This window comes from Micromonospora sicca, assembly GCF_003172935.1.
Taxonomy (GTDB): domain Bacteria; phylum Actinomycetota; class Actinomycetes; order Mycobacteriales; family Micromonosporaceae; genus Micromonospora; species Micromonospora sicca.
The window spans coordinates 1-15,286 of the sequence record NZ_QGKS01000192.1; the positions used below are offsets into that span (position 1 = coordinate 1).

The 15,286-nt window shown below is 68.7% G+C and carries 15 protein-coding genes; 7 read left to right on the forward strand and 8 right to left on the reverse strand.

Annotated features, from left to right (window positions below; all coding sequences use genetic code 11):
• The 3 genes from DKT69_RS12080 to DKT69_RS12090 form a co-directional block, all read left to right on the forward strand.
• Positions 1 to 578 (forward strand): nucleotide disphospho-sugar-binding domain-containing protein (locus DKT69_RS12080; RefSeq protein ID WP_304598680.1); only part of this gene is annotated, 578 nt, incomplete at its 5' end.
• 3 nt (positions 579 to 581) lie between these two features.
• Positions 582 to 1,073: a hypothetical protein gene (locus DKT69_RS12085; protein WP_109801664.1), complete on the forward strand. Its 492-nt coding sequence runs from the start codon at positions 582 to 584 to the stop codon at positions 1,071 to 1,073.
• On the forward strand, positions 1,070 to 2,014 hold the full coding sequence (locus DKT69_RS12090; RefSeq protein WP_109801665.1) for a hypothetical protein: 945 nt from the start codon (positions 1,070 to 1,072) through the stop codon (positions 2,012 to 2,014). The genes DKT69_RS12085 and DKT69_RS12090 overlap by 4 nt, the downstream gene beginning before the upstream one ends.
• Positions 2,015 to 2,268: 254 nt before the next feature.
• Here the strand turns inward: DKT69_RS12090 and DKT69_RS12095 are convergent, their stop codons facing one another.
• Positions 2,269 to 3,009, reverse strand: a complete 741-nt coding sequence (locus DKT69_RS12095; protein WP_109801666.1) for an SDR family oxidoreductase — start codon at positions 3,007 to 3,009, stop codon at positions 2,269 to 2,271.
• A 126-nt stretch (positions 3,010 to 3,135) separates the two neighbouring features.
• On the opposite strand from DKT69_RS12095, the gene DKT69_RS12100 reads away from it, so the two are divergent.
• Positions 3,136 to 3,642, forward strand: a complete 507-nt coding sequence (locus DKT69_RS12100) for an RrF2 family transcriptional regulator (RefSeq protein WP_109801667.1) — start codon at positions 3,136 to 3,138, stop codon at positions 3,640 to 3,642.
• 355 nt (positions 3,643 to 3,997) lie between these two features.
• On the opposite strand, the gene DKT69_RS12105 is transcribed toward DKT69_RS12100, so the two are convergent.
• Positions 3,998 to 4,573, reverse strand: a complete 576-nt coding sequence (locus DKT69_RS12105; protein WP_236647757.1) for an NADPH-dependent FMN reductase — start codon at positions 4,571 to 4,573, stop codon at positions 3,998 to 4,000.
• A 131-nt stretch (positions 4,574 to 4,704) separates the two neighbouring features.
• On the opposite strand from DKT69_RS12105, the gene DKT69_RS12110 reads away from it, so the two are divergent.
• Complete coding sequence (locus tag DKT69_RS12110) at positions 4,705 to 5,544, forward strand: helix-turn-helix domain-containing protein (protein ID WP_109801668.1); 840 nt, start codon at positions 4,705 to 4,707, stop codon at positions 5,542 to 5,544.
• A gap of 13 nt (positions 5,545 to 5,557) precedes the next feature.
• Here DKT69_RS12110 and DKT69_RS12115 read toward each other — a convergent pair whose 3' ends face one another.
• Positions 5,558 to 7,240 carry an ISAzo13 family transposase gene (locus DKT69_RS12115; protein WP_375373525.1) on the reverse strand — a complete coding sequence of 561 codons (1,683 nt, stop codon included), beginning with the start codon at positions 7,238 to 7,240 and terminating at the stop codon, positions 5,558 to 5,560.
• Positions 7,241 to 7,612: 372 nt separating this feature from the next.
• Between DKT69_RS12115 and DKT69_RS12120 the strand changes: the two genes are divergently transcribed.
• Entirely contained in the window at positions 7,613 to 7,957 is a 345-nt protein-coding gene (locus tag DKT69_RS12120) for a VOC family protein (protein WP_109801669.1), read from the forward strand.
• A gap of 555 nt (positions 7,958 to 8,512) precedes the next feature.
• Here the strand turns inward: DKT69_RS12120 and DKT69_RS37720 are convergent.
• The 4 genes from DKT69_RS37720 to DKT69_RS12140 form a co-directional block, all read right to left on the reverse strand.
• Positions 8,513 to 9,721, reverse strand: coding sequence for a TolB family protein (locus DKT69_RS37720; protein ID WP_146231055.1), 1,209 nt, complete (start codon positions 9,719 to 9,721; stop codon positions 8,513 to 8,515).
• Between the two features lie 679 nt (positions 9,722 to 10,400).
• Positions 10,401 to 11,396, reverse strand: coding sequence for a hypothetical protein (locus DKT69_RS37725; RefSeq protein ID WP_146231056.1), 996 nt, complete (start codon positions 11,394 to 11,396; stop codon positions 10,401 to 10,403).
• 426 nt (positions 11,397 to 11,822) lie between these two features.
• Positions 11,823 to 12,440 carry a dihydrofolate reductase family protein gene (locus DKT69_RS12135; RefSeq protein ID WP_109801672.1) on the reverse strand — a complete coding sequence of 206 codons (618 nt, stop codon included), beginning with the start codon at positions 12,438 to 12,440 and terminating at the stop codon, positions 11,823 to 11,825.
• Positions 12,441 to 12,642: 202 nt separating this feature from the next.
• Positions 12,643 to 13,353, reverse strand: coding sequence for an MBL fold metallo-hydrolase (locus tag DKT69_RS12140; protein ID WP_109801673.1), 711 nt, complete (start codon positions 13,351 to 13,353; stop codon positions 12,643 to 12,645).
• 150 nt (positions 13,354 to 13,503) lie between these two features.
• On the opposite strand from DKT69_RS12140, the gene DKT69_RS12145 reads away from it, so the two are divergent.
• Positions 13,504 to 13,911 (forward strand): hypothetical protein, encoded by a 408-nt coding sequence (locus DKT69_RS12145; protein ID WP_146231057.1) that lies wholly within the window; start codon positions 13,504 to 13,506, stop codon positions 13,909 to 13,911.
• An 87-nt stretch (positions 13,912 to 13,998) separates the two neighbouring features.
• On the opposite strand, the gene DKT69_RS12150 is transcribed toward DKT69_RS12145, so the two are convergent.
• Complete coding sequence (locus DKT69_RS12150) at positions 13,999 to 15,225, reverse strand: ArsB/NhaD family transporter (protein ID WP_109801675.1); 1,227 nt, start codon at positions 15,223 to 15,225, stop codon at positions 13,999 to 14,001.
• Positions 15,226 to 15,286 lie beyond the last annotated feature (61 nt).

Sequence of the window (15,286 nt, forward strand, 5' to 3'; positions counted from 1 at the left end):
CGTCGTTCCCGGTCGATCGGCTGCGGGACCCGGTGCTGTACGCCTCGCTGGGCACGCTGTTCAAGGCCGACCCGCGGCTGCTGCGCGGCTTCGCCGGTGCGCTCGCCCCGCTGGGTGGCACCGTGATCGTCTCCACCGGACACACCGATCCCGCCGCGCTCGGTCCGCTGCCGGCCAACGTGATCGCCCACCGCTCCGTACCGCAACCGGAGGTGCTGGCCCGCGCAGCGCTGTTCATCACCCACGGCGGGGTGAACAGCGTCAACGAGGCTCTGTACGCCGGCGTCCCCATGCTGGTGGTCCCGCAGGGCGCTGACCAGATGTTGGTGGCCTCCCGCGTCGTCGAGCTCGATGCCAGCCTCTCGATCCGCACCGAGGACGTCGACGTGGAGGGCGTGCGCGCCCTCGCCCAGCGCCTGCTCGACGAGCCCCGATTCCGCGCCGCCGTGAGCACTCTTCAGGTCGCCCAACGTCAGGCAGGCGGTTATTCGCGCGCCGCCGACGAACTCGAGCGCTATCTGCAGCAGGCCGGCCGGGTCACTCAGCCGGGCGCTGCCGATCTGCCACCGCAGGGCTGACCGATGTCCCCCGTCGTCGCCATCCTGCTGCTGTTCGCCGGGCTGTCCGAGGCCGCCGGGCGTCTCCTGCCCGTGGTGGCACGTCTGTCTGGCGCGTCGCGCATCAGGGTGGCCGGGTTGATGCTTGCCGGTGCCGTGGTCGACAGCGCGGTATTCGCGCTCTGGCCGCTGTCCGCGTGGACCTTTGCCGAGCTGGTGCTGCGCACCGCACCGTCCGACGAGGCCGCGCTGGTCTGGACACCAGGCCTGGCCGCACCGCTGCTGCTTGCCGCAGTCCTCGCGTTTCCGCTCCTCGGGCCGCTGCTGCACTTTCTGCTCATGGTGGGAGTCGGGGCCGGCCTCGCCACTGCGCTCGCCACGCTGGCCGGGCTCGGCTGGTGGGATGCCGCCGGCTGCGTAGCCCTCGCGGGAATCGGGCTCGGCGTCGCCGTCGAGGGCGTCCGCCGACTGGTCGTGAGGCTCAACACGAGAAGAGCACCGGAGCCACTCACATGATCGAGTTTGCGCTCCTGCTGCTGCTCGGCGGGCTAGGACCGGTCCTGCTCGCCGAAGCTCTGCTCGCCCGCTACGAGGTGCTGGCCTATGCCGCAGGCTGGCGCACTCCCACCACCGCGCTCCCGGCGGGCATGCCCTACGCCCGGGGCGCGGACCCGGACCGCCCTCCGGACGCCTACCTGGTCTATCTGGATGGCATCGGGAAACGACGCCTCCACGACACCCGCGACGGCGGCCGACTGGTCGAATCCCTGATCCAAGGAGCGCCGGAGCTCAGGGTGCTGGGCCAGGTGCAGCCCTACTCTCCGCTGGCCGATCCGCTCGCCGACCGGCCGGTGTGGAAATGGCTGCGCCGCCACATCGGGCTGGTGCTGTTCCTGCACAACGTGGTGCAGATCTTCGTCGCCGCCGACCGTCGGTACCGTCCCCTGTACAACCGCGCCGTCGGCTCGCAGATCGCCACTCAGCTCCGGCTCGCCGGTTACCGGCGTGACAGTGGCGTCCCCGTGGTGATGCTCTGTTACAGCGGCGGCGCCCAGGTCGCCACCGGCGCGGTGGACGAACTGTGGTCCCAGCTGCGCTCCCCGCTCTGGCTGATCACTCTCGGCGGGTTCCACAACGGCGCAAACGACATCACCCACGCCCAGCACCTCGACCGGCTCACCAGTGCCGGCGACCGGATTGAGCGAGTAGGCACCTGGATGTTCCCGCAGCGGTGGCGGCTGTTCCGCTGGAGCGGATGGAACCGGGCCGACCGCGACGGGAAGATCACGATGCACCGGCTCGACCCGGCCACCCACGTCGGTCCGCGTAGCTACATCAGCCCGGAGGCCCGGCTACCCGATGGCCGCAGTCACCTCGACCGGACCGCCGACACCGTGATCGCGCTGATCCGGGATCGCCTCAGCGCGACCGCGGAAACCGACGGCCCGCTGCCATGAGCGGCTTGTCCATGGCACACAGCACGGACCGGTCATCGCCGTGCTGTGCGGCGGGAGGATGGATGCTGGGGGATCAGGCGGACCGAGCAAGTAACCGTCTCGATCATGCCTGGTAGGCGACCGACTCGTTCGCTGCACGCACGCCGCATGGGCGTCCGACGCACGACAAGGCCTCGGCCAGGGCCGGTCGCAGCAACTCGACGTTCCGGCCGCCGTCCGATCGACTTCATCCGCTGAAGGGCCGAGTGCCCGGGTTAGCGGGCCGCTTGGATCCAGTCCTGGTAGTGCGTGGGTGCCAGGTGTGCGTCCGGGCCCGCGATGAGCACGTCGCCGGCGACGACCGCGAACATGCCGGCCCCGTCGTCGGTGACGACGGTCCGGTTGTCCTGCTGTGCGGCCAGGGTGACCCTGCCGAGGTCGTCGAGGGCGAAGACGTCCGGGCCGGCGACGTTCCGAATGCCTTGCAGCGGCGTGCCGGTGGAGACGTCGACGACCGCGTCGACGACGTCCGCGGCGGCCATCGGCTGAATACGGGTAGCGGGCAGGCGAACGGTGGTGTCGTCGGAGGTCCAGGACAAGACCGCGTTCATGAATTCGAAGAACTGGGTGGCACGAACGATGGAGTACGGCGTGGGCCCCTGCCGGAGCAGTTCTTCCTGCAGGGTCTTGGCGCGGTAGTAGTCGAGCTGGGGCACCTGGTCCACACCGACGATCGAGAGGATCACCTGGTGACGGACGCCGGCACGCTCCCCGGCGGCCAGCAGGTTGGTCATGGAGGTACGGAAGAAGCCCAGGGAGGCCTCGTCGAAGGTCGGCGAGTTCGCGACGTTGACCACGACCTCCGCGCCCTCCAGCGCCTGGTCCAGGCCCTCTCCCTTGATCAGGTCGACGCCGGTCGACAGCGCCGCGGGAACGGCCTGGTGTCCGGCTGCGGTCAGCTTTTGGACCACCTGCGAGCCGATAAGTCCGGTACCGCCGATGACTGTGAGCTTCATGGCTCTCACCCTTCCACGGCGTGCCACAAGGCACGCCGGTTTCGTCGGGGCGTAACCCCCAACTCGGATACTTTCTGTCCGAGACAATAGTCGGATAGTCTCTGTCCGAGTCAATCGGGGGGTCGGATGAAGCTGTCAGGTGGGGTCGAGTGGGCACTGCACTGCTGCGTGGTGCTGACCACGGCGACGGAGCCCGTGCCGGCCGCCCGGCTCGCGGAACTGCATGACGTCTCCGGCAGCTACCTGGCCAAACAGCTGCAGGCACTCTCCCGCGCCGGCCTCGTGACCTCCGTCCAGGGCAAGGCGGGCGGATATGTCCTGACCAGGGCACCCGAACTGATCACCATCCTCGACGTCGTCGCAGCCGTCGACGGCGCTCAGCCCGCGTTCGTGTGCACCGAGATCCGCCAGCGCGGCCCCCTGGCGGCACCACAGGAGGCCTGCACCCGGCCGTGCCCGATTGCCCGCGCTATGGCCGGCGCCGACGCCGCCTGGCGTGCCGCCCTGCAAGCGATATCCATCGCGGACCTCGCCCGCAGTGTCGATGAGGACTACGGCCCTACCGCCCTCGCTGGCATCCGCACCTGGCTCAGCCCGAACGATGGCGATACCGCGATTGTCGAACGGGGGTAGCCGCGGAGGGCGATGCCGCAGATCTCATCGGCGACGGGACTCACCAACCTCGGCTCGCCCGGCCGCGGGCAACTCCCCCCGATACACCCCCGGGCTCTCAGCGACGGTGGGCAACAGTCGGATTCAGCGGGACTGAAAAGAACGGCCCCTGACCGCAATTCCTGCTGGTCAGGGGCCGTCTTTGCATCTGGTGGCGGGTAGACCGCCACCATGATGGCGAAGCACCCGACCAGCAGAATGGCGCGACCCGTCCGGTTTGCGCGACGATGTGATGTTCACCGAAGCCCGCCGAGCGCGATGCCGCTCACTCTCAGCCCTGAGGTTCCCAGTCTGGCTTACTCCTTGAATGATCCCTTCAGGCCGGGTACGGGACCGAGTTGCGTGCCGCAGACAGGGCGGCGGCCCACCAAGCGAGCTGGTCCAGCAGGGTTTTGGCATATCCGGGCGCCTCGGGGTCCAGCGGCCGACCGTCTTCCCACGCTGTGAAGTAGTTCGGGAAGGCCAGACCATCGCGGATTGTCACGGCGTGCAGTTCGGTGAGCACGTTCTCCAGGTGGAGGACAGCGTGGCGGCCGCCAGCTGGGCCGCCGTAGCTGACGAAAGCGACGGGCTTGGCCGTCCACTGGGTGAAATGCCAGTCGATTGCGGCCTTCAGGGACGCGGGGTAGCTGTGGTTGTACTCCGGCGTGACCAGGATGAACGCGTCCGCGTCCTCCAGGCGGGACGTCAAGGACGCCATTCCGTCGGGGCGCGGGTATGAGTCGCCGGCGAACTTCGGTGAGACTGCCGGCAACGACAGCGGGATCTCGGCGTCGGCGAGATCGACGACGTCGATGTCGAAACCGCCGTGCTCGCGCGCTTGGTCGGCGACCCAGGAGGCGACGACAGGCCCGAACCGGCCCTCTCGGACGCTCCCGACGATGATGACCAACTTGTGCTTCTCACTCATGCACTCCACGGTCCATCGTTCGGACGATGGCAACCAGACCGAACGTAGGCTGGCCCTCGTGGGGCCACCCTGCGGGGTTCGAGGCGCTGGGGAGATCGCCGTAGACTCGGAACATGAGCACGCCGCTGGGCGACTTCATCCGTGCCAAGCGCGACAGCATCCAGCCAGACTCGTTCGGGCTGCCTGATCGTGGCCGCCGCCGGTCCCCTGGACTACGGCGCTCAGACCTCGCCACGCGTGCTGGGATCAGCGTCGAATACCTCACCCGCATCGAGCAAGGACGAGACCGCAACCCGTCCCCTGCGGTGGTCAATGCACTTGCGGACGCCTTGAGCCTCGATGCCGCCGAGCGCAATCACCTGCGCCACCTCGCCAAAATCACCGGCGGAGCGTGCGCAGGGCGCGGGCGGCCGGTGCCACCCAACCGCCATGTCCGGCCCACCGTGTTGGCGACCCTCCAACTTCTTGAGCCCGGCATCGCATTCGTCACCAACCGCCTGGGAGACGTGCTCGCATACACGAGTGAGTTCGAGCTGCTGATGCGTGGGATCGGGCTGCTCGAGAGCGGGACGCCGAACCTGACGCGCTACGTGTTCACCGATCCGCGCGCCCGGACGTTCTTCCCAGACTGGGAGCAGGTGGCCGACGAACGAGCCTTCGATCTGTGGCTCGGGCCGTCTGCGGAGACCTCCGAATGGTTCAGGGCCGAGCTCGCCCCCCTGGCCGGAAAGGAGTTCACCCGACGACTCAACCGCCACCTGCCCCCACCGCACGTCCCGCTGCGGCTCAACCACCCCATCGCGCACGAGCTTCGGTGGCAGCGGGAGAAGCTCGAGTTGCCGAGAACCGACGCGCAGGAGCTGGTCGTTCTCCTGCCCGCCGACGACACGACGGCGCGGGCCATGGAGCGGCTGCGCCGCCAACCCGACCGCATCCTTCGCGCGGTCACTTAGGGCTCGCAGATCATCAACGCGCTGTTTTGATCTTTTGCGGAATGGCGATGCCTTCTGCGGCGGCGAGGGCGTAGAGGTCGTTTAGGGTGGCGAGTCGTTGTGGGCTGGGTTGGATGGTGCGTCCTGCCTGCGTTAGGAGTTGGCGGATCTCGCGTAGGTGTCTGTTGATCGTCTCGGGCCGGACGCTGAACAGGGCGGCGACGGCGACCTGGGGCACAGCGAGTCGCTGGTGCAGGATGGCGGCGATGAGCCGGTCGGCGAGGGTGAGGACGGGGCGGCGGCCGGTACCGGGGCCGGTCAGCCGGGGGCGGTGTCCGCGTCGCTTGTCCAGGCGCGTTTCCCGCTGATGGTCGTGTAGTGCCAGCAGTGTGGTGAGCAGGGTGTCCCACTCGTGGGGCGGTAGTCCGGTCAGAGCCGGGTGGTGCAGCCAGGCCAGGTCAGGACTGGGCTGATCGAATGGGTCGGGGGTGGTGTTGACGTGCTCGTATGCCTCGGGGCGCAGGGTGTAGTTCCACTCGCCGTGCCAGTCGTGGCGGGTCAGGGGCAGCGCGTCGTGTTGCCGGTCGCTGACGCGGATTCCGGTGTCGTAGGTGCTGGTGTCGAGGGCGGCGTGGACGCGTAGTCCGGTGCGGGTCGTGGTGGCGGCGATGGTCTGCACGATCACGTCGTGGCTGGTCAGTGGCCGGCCTCGCCAGTTGAGGGTGATGTGGGAGAACAGCCGGTGTTCAACCTTGTTCCACTTCGAGGTGCCCGGCGGGAAGTGGCACACGGTGATCTCCAGCCCGGTCTGCACCGCGAGAGCGGCCAATTCCGCTTTCCAGGCACGGGTGCGGTAGCCGTTGGAACCGCCGGCATCCGCGGTGATCAGCAAACGCGTGGCCTGCGGGTACTCGTCGGCGCCGATCGTGTTCCACCAGCGGCGAATCGACTCGACCGCGAAAGCGGCGGTGTCGTGGTCGGTGCCGACGTTGACCCAGCCGGCGTTGGCGGCCACGTCGTAGACGCCGTACGGCACCGCCTTGCCCAACTCACTGTCGGGGAAGTCGTGCGTGCGGGTGGCCACCGGCTCACCTTTGGGTCGCCACTGCCGGCCAGCGTTGGCGAACGGGCCGACCAGTTCCTTCTTCTTCGTGTCCACACTGACCACCGGATCACCGGTGCCCTGGTGCTCTTTGACCTGCCCGTTGATGTAGTGGAACTGCGCGTCGCGGTCGGGATGCTGTTTGCCTTCGATGGTCTTGGCGTTGGCTTGCAGGCTGAACCCCTCGGCGCGTAGCAGGTCAGCGACAGTATCAGCGCCGACCCGATGCCCCTGGCGGGTCAACTCGCCAGCCAAGGTGCGGGTTGACTTCGTCGTCCACCGCAGCGGCGACATCGGATCCCCTCGCTCATCCGGCTCGACCAAGGCCAGCAGCGCCGGGCGCAACCCGGGATCCAGGTCGGCCAAACGTTTACGGCCCCCACCCGGCCGGCGAGTCCTACCCAACGGCTCCTCACCGGCATCCAGATCGGACACCCCCCGCGAGACCGTGTTCTCCGCGACCCCGGCAGCCCGGGCAACCGCCCGGATCCCTCCGTGCCCCAGCGCCCGGGCTTCGGCCCCCATCAGCAGCCGGCGCTGCCGTTCATCAAGATGAGGAAAGATCCCCTCAAACTTCGCCGCCAGCATCTGCTCGGTCTCCACCTTCACGGCCATACCACATGAAACACGCTTCGGACATGAAACGGCTACTTATTTGTCGGCAGGCCCTTAGCTCATGGCAAGATGGCACAAGGCGGGCACAAGTGACGCCGACAAGGGCTGTCAACCGCTGTAAGGCAGCGGAAGAACTCGCCGAGGTCAGGCGGCCGATCCGCCCGATTACCGCTGATCAACGCACCCGCAAGGGGGTTCAGGGTTCGAGTCCCTGGCGGCCCACTCTTCACCGCCGCTGAGCTGCGACAACGCCGCGAAGAGATCATCGGGCACCTGGCCCCCGGTACCGACAGATGGGGCGGCGCGAACGGCGGCGGCATTTTCTGGCGAGATTGGCGTTGCCACGTCGGACCTCAGCATTATGGTCGGTGAATGATCAATGGTGCTCATGTGATCATCTACAGCCGCGACCCAGAGGCGGACCGCGCCTTCTTCCGGGACACGCTCGGCTACCACCACGTCGACGCCGGCCATGGCTGGCTCATCTTCAAGCTCCCGCCGGCCGAGCTCGCCATGCACCCGACCGAGGGCGAGCCGGCCCACGAACTCTTCCTCATGTGCGACGACGTCGCGGCGACCATGGCCGACCTGGCCGCGAAGGGCGTCGAGTTCACGATCCCGGTCACCGAGGAGCGGTGGGGGCTGCGCACCGCGCTGCGGCTGCCCGGCGGCGGCGAACTCGGTCTCTACGAACCCCGCCACCCGGTCGCAATCTGACGCGCCGGCCTGGCGCCTCGCCCAGGCCGACGGAAGGGCAGCCCAGGGAGCAAGAAGGCAGCGAAACCCATAGCAACAACCGTGGCCAGGTATCACCAGATGGCCGCAACCCTGCGCGTGTCGACAGTCCCTGCCACCCAGCCGGAGCCGTTGGTGCGACCTACCCGGCTCCCCCCGACGAGGGTCGTCCCTTTCCGGGCTGAGCGCTCCGCCGCAGGTCGTGGAACCGCATCCCGCCGACGGCCTCGCAGGCGACCTACCCGGTCACGGAAGACCAGCGTTCGCGGGTCGGGATTACGTCCAGCGGGGCGCTCCACCTTGACCCACCGGACCCGCCCGGAGGATCTGGCACCGGTGAGGGCGCCGCCCCGGCCTGAGGGCCGCCTTCGGCGCAGGCTCAGGGCACGCGACGCACGGCGTGCTCTGGCGCCAGGGGCGACTCACCCGACCGGAGTGTCAAGGACTCCTTGACGCCTCTTACTCGATCGTGCAGTGGCCGCAGGCCGTTCGGCGGGCGTCCCGTCCTCGGGCGGGGCTCCGGTCGGGAATGAGCATTCAGTTGGGGGTGTAGCCGAGGAGGCGGGAGTTCTTGACGGTGGCGGGTTCGGTGACCTGGGCCTTGATGGTGCGGTCGGGGTTGAGCAGGGTGAGTTGGTTGGTGCCGTTCTTGGTCCGGACGAGGATGTCGCCGTTGGGTTGGAAGAGGATGGCGGTGATCGAACCGGTGACGGGCAGGGTGGCGTTGTGGCCGGTGCGGGTGTCGATGATGGTGTTGGCGAACAGGTCCCGGCCGATGTCGCCGTCGGGCTGGTCACCGGTGCGCTGGTTGACCGCGATCAGGCTGCCGTCCGGGGAGATGCTGTAAGGGTCACAGCTACGCCGCCGTTGCGGGTTCGCGGCACTGTTCGGGTCGCCGAAGACCGGCACGGTGCGGGCGTTGCCGCCATCGGCGTCAGCCGTGGCGATCTTGCAGGTACCCGTGGCGTATCCGAGGTGTTCTCCATCGGCGGACCACAGGAGATGGATCGCATCCTGGGGCTGGTGCGCCAACGGGGTGAAGTTGCCCGACGCGATGGTGACAATCCCCATGGTGACGTTGCCGCCAGCGACGCCCTTCGCGACGAGCAGGCGCTGGGAGTCGGGCGACCAGGCCGGTTCGTACCCGACGTCGATGCTGCCGCGTAGCACCGTGCGGCGGTGCTGCCCGTCGCGGTCGGCGACCACCACATTGCCGCTCTGGTCAACGAAGGCGATGCTGACGCCATCCGGGGACACGTTCGTCCCGTACGCACCCGCACTCGATACCGTCTCCACGCCAGACCTGGTCAACCGAAGCAGCCGATCAGAATCGGCGTAGTACAACCAACCCGGCAACCCCGCGATCGAACCCGCAACCGGCACCGCAGGCGACGGCGATGCGGCCACCGAGGGTGGCGGGGATGAGACCGCCGGTGCCGGCGGTTGGCTTCCGGCGACGGCCTGGCCAGTGCCGCAGGCGGCGGTCAGCAGGGCTGCGGAGCCGGCCGCGAAGGCGGCGGTGGCTAGGAAAGTCCGGCGAGCGATGCTCCGCGAGGAAAGCGCGTTCATGACAAGCCCCGTTCTGAGGAAAAGGAGGGTAGGCCGCCGGCCGGGCGTCGTGCATGTCCTGTGCGCCCTCCAAGACGCGGCCTTGGTACCAGCCGGACGACAGGCCGTTCGGCTCTCTTTCGCTCGCCCGAACGGTGGATGCCCGACGAGGCATCCATTGCTGTCACTGTCGTTCATTCGGCCTTCTGGCGACCTCCGGCCGGCACCGGCCCACCACGACTGACAGCATCGGTGACAGCAACCGCCACGCACGACGGAGCGCGAGCCGGAATGCGACGAGACGACGACCAGAGCGAACGGCGCTCGTCAGACGGCCTCAGGCGTGCCGGATGGTTCTTGTAAGCGAGGCGCCAGCCTCCGAGCGAGGCAGCGAGGAAGCAGCGAAAGCCCTGTTAGCGCCTGGGATCGGAGGACAACGGACGGCCGATGAGCTGCACGCGTCGACGCTTGCTAGCACTCGGCCGCACCCGTTGGTAAGCCGTACCCGGCTCACCCCGACGGGGGTCACGGCCACCGAAGCCGAGCCTGGTGGCTAGCGACGGTGGAAGGAGTCGGCGACCGGGCGGTGCTCGGGTACTGATAGACCGCCGCCCGTATGGCGGTAGCTGTGCGGCCCGAGGCATGTCCGGAACCCTTGCGAGTCGGTCCAAGCGCAGACGCCCCAGTACCGACCGTTGGCGCTCAGCAGCTCGACCGCCACCTGGTCCTGAAGGTCGCTCCCACCGATGGCGGTAACGGCGGCCGCGACGACTTCAGCGGCGTCTGATGAAGCGTTGGCGTCGGCCATCGCGGGCAGGAGCAGGAGAAGGCGTTCCTGGTCGCTGTGCTGCGGATCGGACTGGCGCGCCACTGCCTGTCAACGGCGACGAAGCCTGTCCCACAGCGACCTTTGCTGCGGCAGTGGCGCGGGTGGTCCGCCAAGTGTGGAGATGAGATTGCCTGGCCACTTCTCGAACTTTGCGGTCAGATCCACTGCATGGTGAAGGGTTTCGCTTGGCATGCCTGGGGTTATGTAAACCAGTTGCGCCACGGAAGCGCCAATTGTGAGTGGTCTGGTCTCGGCCGCTTCACGCATCATCAGGTATCTGGTCTCGACCAGCCCGGCGACGTCTGAGCGGCATGCTGGGTCCACCCAAGCCGCTGTGATCAGCGCATAGAGCGCGGCTTCGGTAATCCAGTCCTCGACACCGTAGGCCAGCTCGACCAACATTTGTCGCCTGGTCGATGCCGGCCACGGTTGCTCCGGTCGATGGTGCAGCAGGCCCAGGCAGCACCACGCCTGGATGTAGCGCTCCCACGAGCCTGGCAGGCGATCCCATCGGCCTGCCGGCATCTGCGGCGGATGAACCATGCTAGCCAGCAGGTCCTCTGCCTCAATGTCTGCAAGCGGACCGGCCGCGTCATACATCATCGGCGGTGGCGCCCAGGGCAGGCCGGCAAAGTGAGCTGCGATAGCGGCAGAACCAGCGGTGCTCGGCGGGCTCAACGCCGGCGACGCGTTGACACCGTCGAAACGCCACTGCACGATGCCGGGCTTCAACGGTTTCCGCGGATCGGGCTGCCCGGGATCGCCCATGGCGATGACCGCCTTTGGCCACCAACGGCGGAAGGTGGTCAGGGCACTGGGCACCTCCATCGAGGAGATACCGAGCTCGCAAGGCATTGAGCGGGTCTTCGGGTCAGTCTGGGCGAGAATTTTGATGCACGACTCGGTGGCAGCCGGGACACGGCCGAGCCACGGCAAACCTTCGCAGCTGGTGACCAGTTCGAGACGTTCATGGCTTTGCGCTGGTTTGGCTCGTAGGCGATCAGCCAGAGCGATCAGGCTCTCCGCATTGATGCCTTCAGACATGTCGCCTTCCCTGTGAACGCGTAAGGCAACATCTTAGGCCGCAGGCGGCCGGAGTGATCGACGTACAGCACGAAAGTACAGCAACGCGAGCGACCGCCGGAGCCGCGACGGGTCCGAACGGCGCCTTCCGATGTCGCATGGCACCGCACGAGACTGCGCCGCCGTGAGCTAAAGATCAGAGGGCATGGACGTCTGCGACGCGCCAGGGCTGTGATCTTGCGCGGTTCAGGGCGAACATGTGCCAGAGGTGATGGCCGCAACGGTCGCTGGCGTAGGGAGCTGACAGATGGGCAACAGTGAGGTCGAGCGACTTGCTATCCAGTACGTGATGGAGCTCGAACGCGCCGGGGGCCGGGTACCGGAAGATGTCCACCGACGCTTCCTCGGGTGGTTGCGGTGAGCACGTCGGGCCACCGGGCCCGGGTTCTACCGTTCGGGCTGGGAAAGGTGGACCTTGGCCTCGTCGTAGCCGGCGGCACCGGCTGACTCGGCGGGGGCGTAGACGAGGTTCAGCACGCCGGTCTTGAAGGTCTGCGACGAGAGCAGGCTCAGCGCGATCGGGGGTTCTCCCTCGTCGAACAGCCGCATGCCCTTGCGGACGGCGATCGGGTGCACCAGCAGGTGCAGTTCGTCCAGCAGCCCCGCGGCCAGCAACTGGCGGACGACGGAGACCGACCCACTCATGCCGATGGTGCTGGTACCGGCTTGGTTCTTCAACGCGGTGACGGCCTCGACGAGGTCGCCCTGGAGCTGTTCGGAGTTTCGCCAGGTGAACTCGAGCGGCCGGTTCGACGCGACGATCTTGCGGGCGTCGCCGAGCTTCTTCGCGAAGGCGGCGTCCTCGCCACCGGCGGCTTCCCGGTCGGGCCAGGCCCCGGCGAAGCTGTCGTAGGTCTTGCGACCGAACAACATGGTGTCGGCCGCGCCGAGGGTGGCGTCCACGGCAGCGCCCATCTCCTCGTTGAAGTACGGGAAATGCCACTGGTCGGGCGCTTCCACGACGCCGTCGGGCGAGATGAACAGTCCCGCGGTGATCTTCCTCATGATGCTTCTCCAACTCAGTGGCTGAACGTTGCCGTCGACTACCAAGACAACGCAGGCCCGATCAACTCATCGGTCGCATCTGGATCGGCTCCGGCCAAGCCTAGAGGACGTCGACCTGGTGCATGCCCCCCGTTTGCGGACGCCGGCCTCAAAGATGAGGGCGTTGGCAGGACGAGCGCGGCGCGGCTGCGTGGGGGGCGGGTCAGCGCAGACGGGACAGGAAGGTCCGGACCTGTTCGCGGGCGCGGTTCGTGATTTCGGGGCCGTGGGTGAAGGCGGCCACGTCGTAATCCAGCTCGCCCAGTACGTGGGCTGTCCGCTGGGTCATTCGGAAATCCGTGCAGAACGACTTCACCGGCCAGCGCACCCCGGCCACGTTGAAGAGCGCGTCGCCGGTGACCAGCACCCGGGTCGGTTCGTGCAGCAGCGACACGTGCCCCGGGGAGTGCCCGGGGGTGTGCAGCACCCGCAGGCCACCGCCGACGGTCAGCACGTCGCCATCGGCCAGTGGGCGGGCGACCTCGACGGCCGGGAACCGGCCCCCGGCCAGCCGGGCGAGGAACCGTCCCGCCGTGATCGTCGGGTCGTGGGGCGGCACCCGCCCGGATTCGGCGTACGGCACATCGGCGGCATGCGCGGCGACCGGGGCGCCGGTGCGCCGGGCCAGTTCGGCGGCCCCACCGGCGTGGTCCCGGTGGGCATGGGTCAGCACGATCCCGGTCACGTCGGCCGGGGTCTTCCCGATGGCCGCCAGCCCGCGCACGATCCGGGCCGGCGCCCGTTTCACCCCGCAGTCGACCAGCGTGACGCTGCCGTCGTCGTCGACGAAGGCGTACGAGTTGACCAGGGCCCGGCCGACGGTGGGAATGCGCCAGACCCCGGGAGCGAGCGGAACCGCGGCAGATCTCGCCATCGGCCGAGTCTACCGGGCATCGCCGTCGGTCTCTGTCCGTCGAACCTTGGACACCGGGACGGCAGGTTGCCTGCGATGCGTTGCCAAATCCTTGACAACCTTGGTTGTCGAGTGGACGCTGAAGTGAGGCCACGTCCAAAGGGAGTCGTGATGCGGGAGCTGACGCGGGATGAGCGGCAAGAGCTACGGCGGGAACTGAGTGCGGCTGCCGCAGCCTGGGCCCAACGGCTGGACGACTCCGACGTGGATGCCCGGCGCAGCGCAGCCCATGAGCCGAGTTACGCGGTGCGGATGCGGACTCACCTGGCGCGCATGGCGGCGGGCGAACAGATGCGCAACCTTCTCGCTGACGTCGTATCCGCCAGCGCTGAGGAAGCGGTGCAGTACGGCGCGGGTTATCCCGAGCTCGGGGCGGCGGTGGGGGCAAGCCGACAGGCGGCGCGTAAGCGGTGGCCGAACCTGTCGGTCTCGAAGAGGCGGGCCGCCGAGTGGAAGCAACCTCCCGGCAGCATCGGTTGGGCCGGCGACAGCCATCTGGGATACCCGGGTGGAGCCTGACCGATCCCGCTTGTCGGGCCGGACGACCGGCAGCGCCTGTTGCCGATGCGGCGGCATCGGTCAGACCAGCGCACCCCCACAGATGCGCTACGGGGTGAGCAGGAGGGCCGCGACGGTGGCGGTGGTGGCCAGCGCGGCGAGGGCGGCGCTGGTGGCGACGAACCGGCCCAGCGGCACCGCGACCCCGGCGGCGCGGCAGCGCTCGTACCAGATCAGGGTGGCCAGCGAGGCCCACGGTGTCGCGAGCGGGCCGACGTTGGTGCCGATCAGCAGCGCGAGCAGCTGGGTGTGGTTGGCCGGGGCGATGACCGCCTCACCGGCCACGTACGCGGGCAGGTTGTTGACCACGTTGGCGAAGAGCGCGCCGACCGCGCCGGCCCGCAGCGACCCCTCGGCGCCCGGGTCGCCGCCGATCAGCGCGCCCATCACCTCGTCGAGGCCGTGCCGGCCGATGGTCTGCACCACCAGGAACAGCCCGGTGACGAAGACCAGCAGCCGCCACGGGACCAGCGCGGGCCGCAGGCTGCGCCGGGCGCGGACGGCGAAGCCGGCCACCAGGATCGCGGCGGCCACCCCGGAGGCGAGTCCGATCTCGACGCCCGCCAGGATGCCGGCGACGAAGAGCAGGCAGGCGCCCAGCGCGGTGCGGTAGAGCACCGGGTCGGGCGGCACGTGCGGCGGCGGCGGGACGAACGGGTCGGCCCCGGCCCGGGCCGGCCGCCAGTACCACCACCAGAGCAGCAGCATGGTGATGACGATCGCGACCAGCTGCGGCCACCACATCCGGGCCGCCCAGGGCAGCGGCTCCAGCCCGATCCGGTCGCTGGCCAGGATGTTGGTCAGGTTGGACACCGGCAGCAGCAGGCTCGCCGTGTTGGCCAGCCATACCGTGGTCATCGCCAGCGGCGTCGGCGGCACGCCGAGCTTGCGGGCCAGCGCGATCATCACCGGGGTGAGCAGCACCGCGGTGGTGTCCAGGTTGAGCGCGATGGTGGTGACCGACGCGAAGGCGACACACAGCCAGAACAGCATCCGGTAACTGCCCCGCGCGGTGATCGCCACCCGCGCGGCGAGGGCGTCGAACACCCCGGCCACCGCGGTCAGCTCGGCCAGCACCACCACGGTGCCGAGAAAGATCAAAATCGGGATGATCCGGCGTACGGTGGCCTCGGCGTCCCGCTGCGGCAACAGTCCAGTGAGGACGCAGAGCGCCCCGACGACGGCGAGCCCGATCGCGATCCAGTCCAGGACGTGCAGCCGGCCCCAGCGGGATCGGTCCGGCGCGGCGGACGGCGGCTCGCCGACAGTCTCCACGAAGCATGATCCTCGCATATGGCGGGCCGCCGGGGCGCGGCCGACGCGGCTGCCGAGGGTG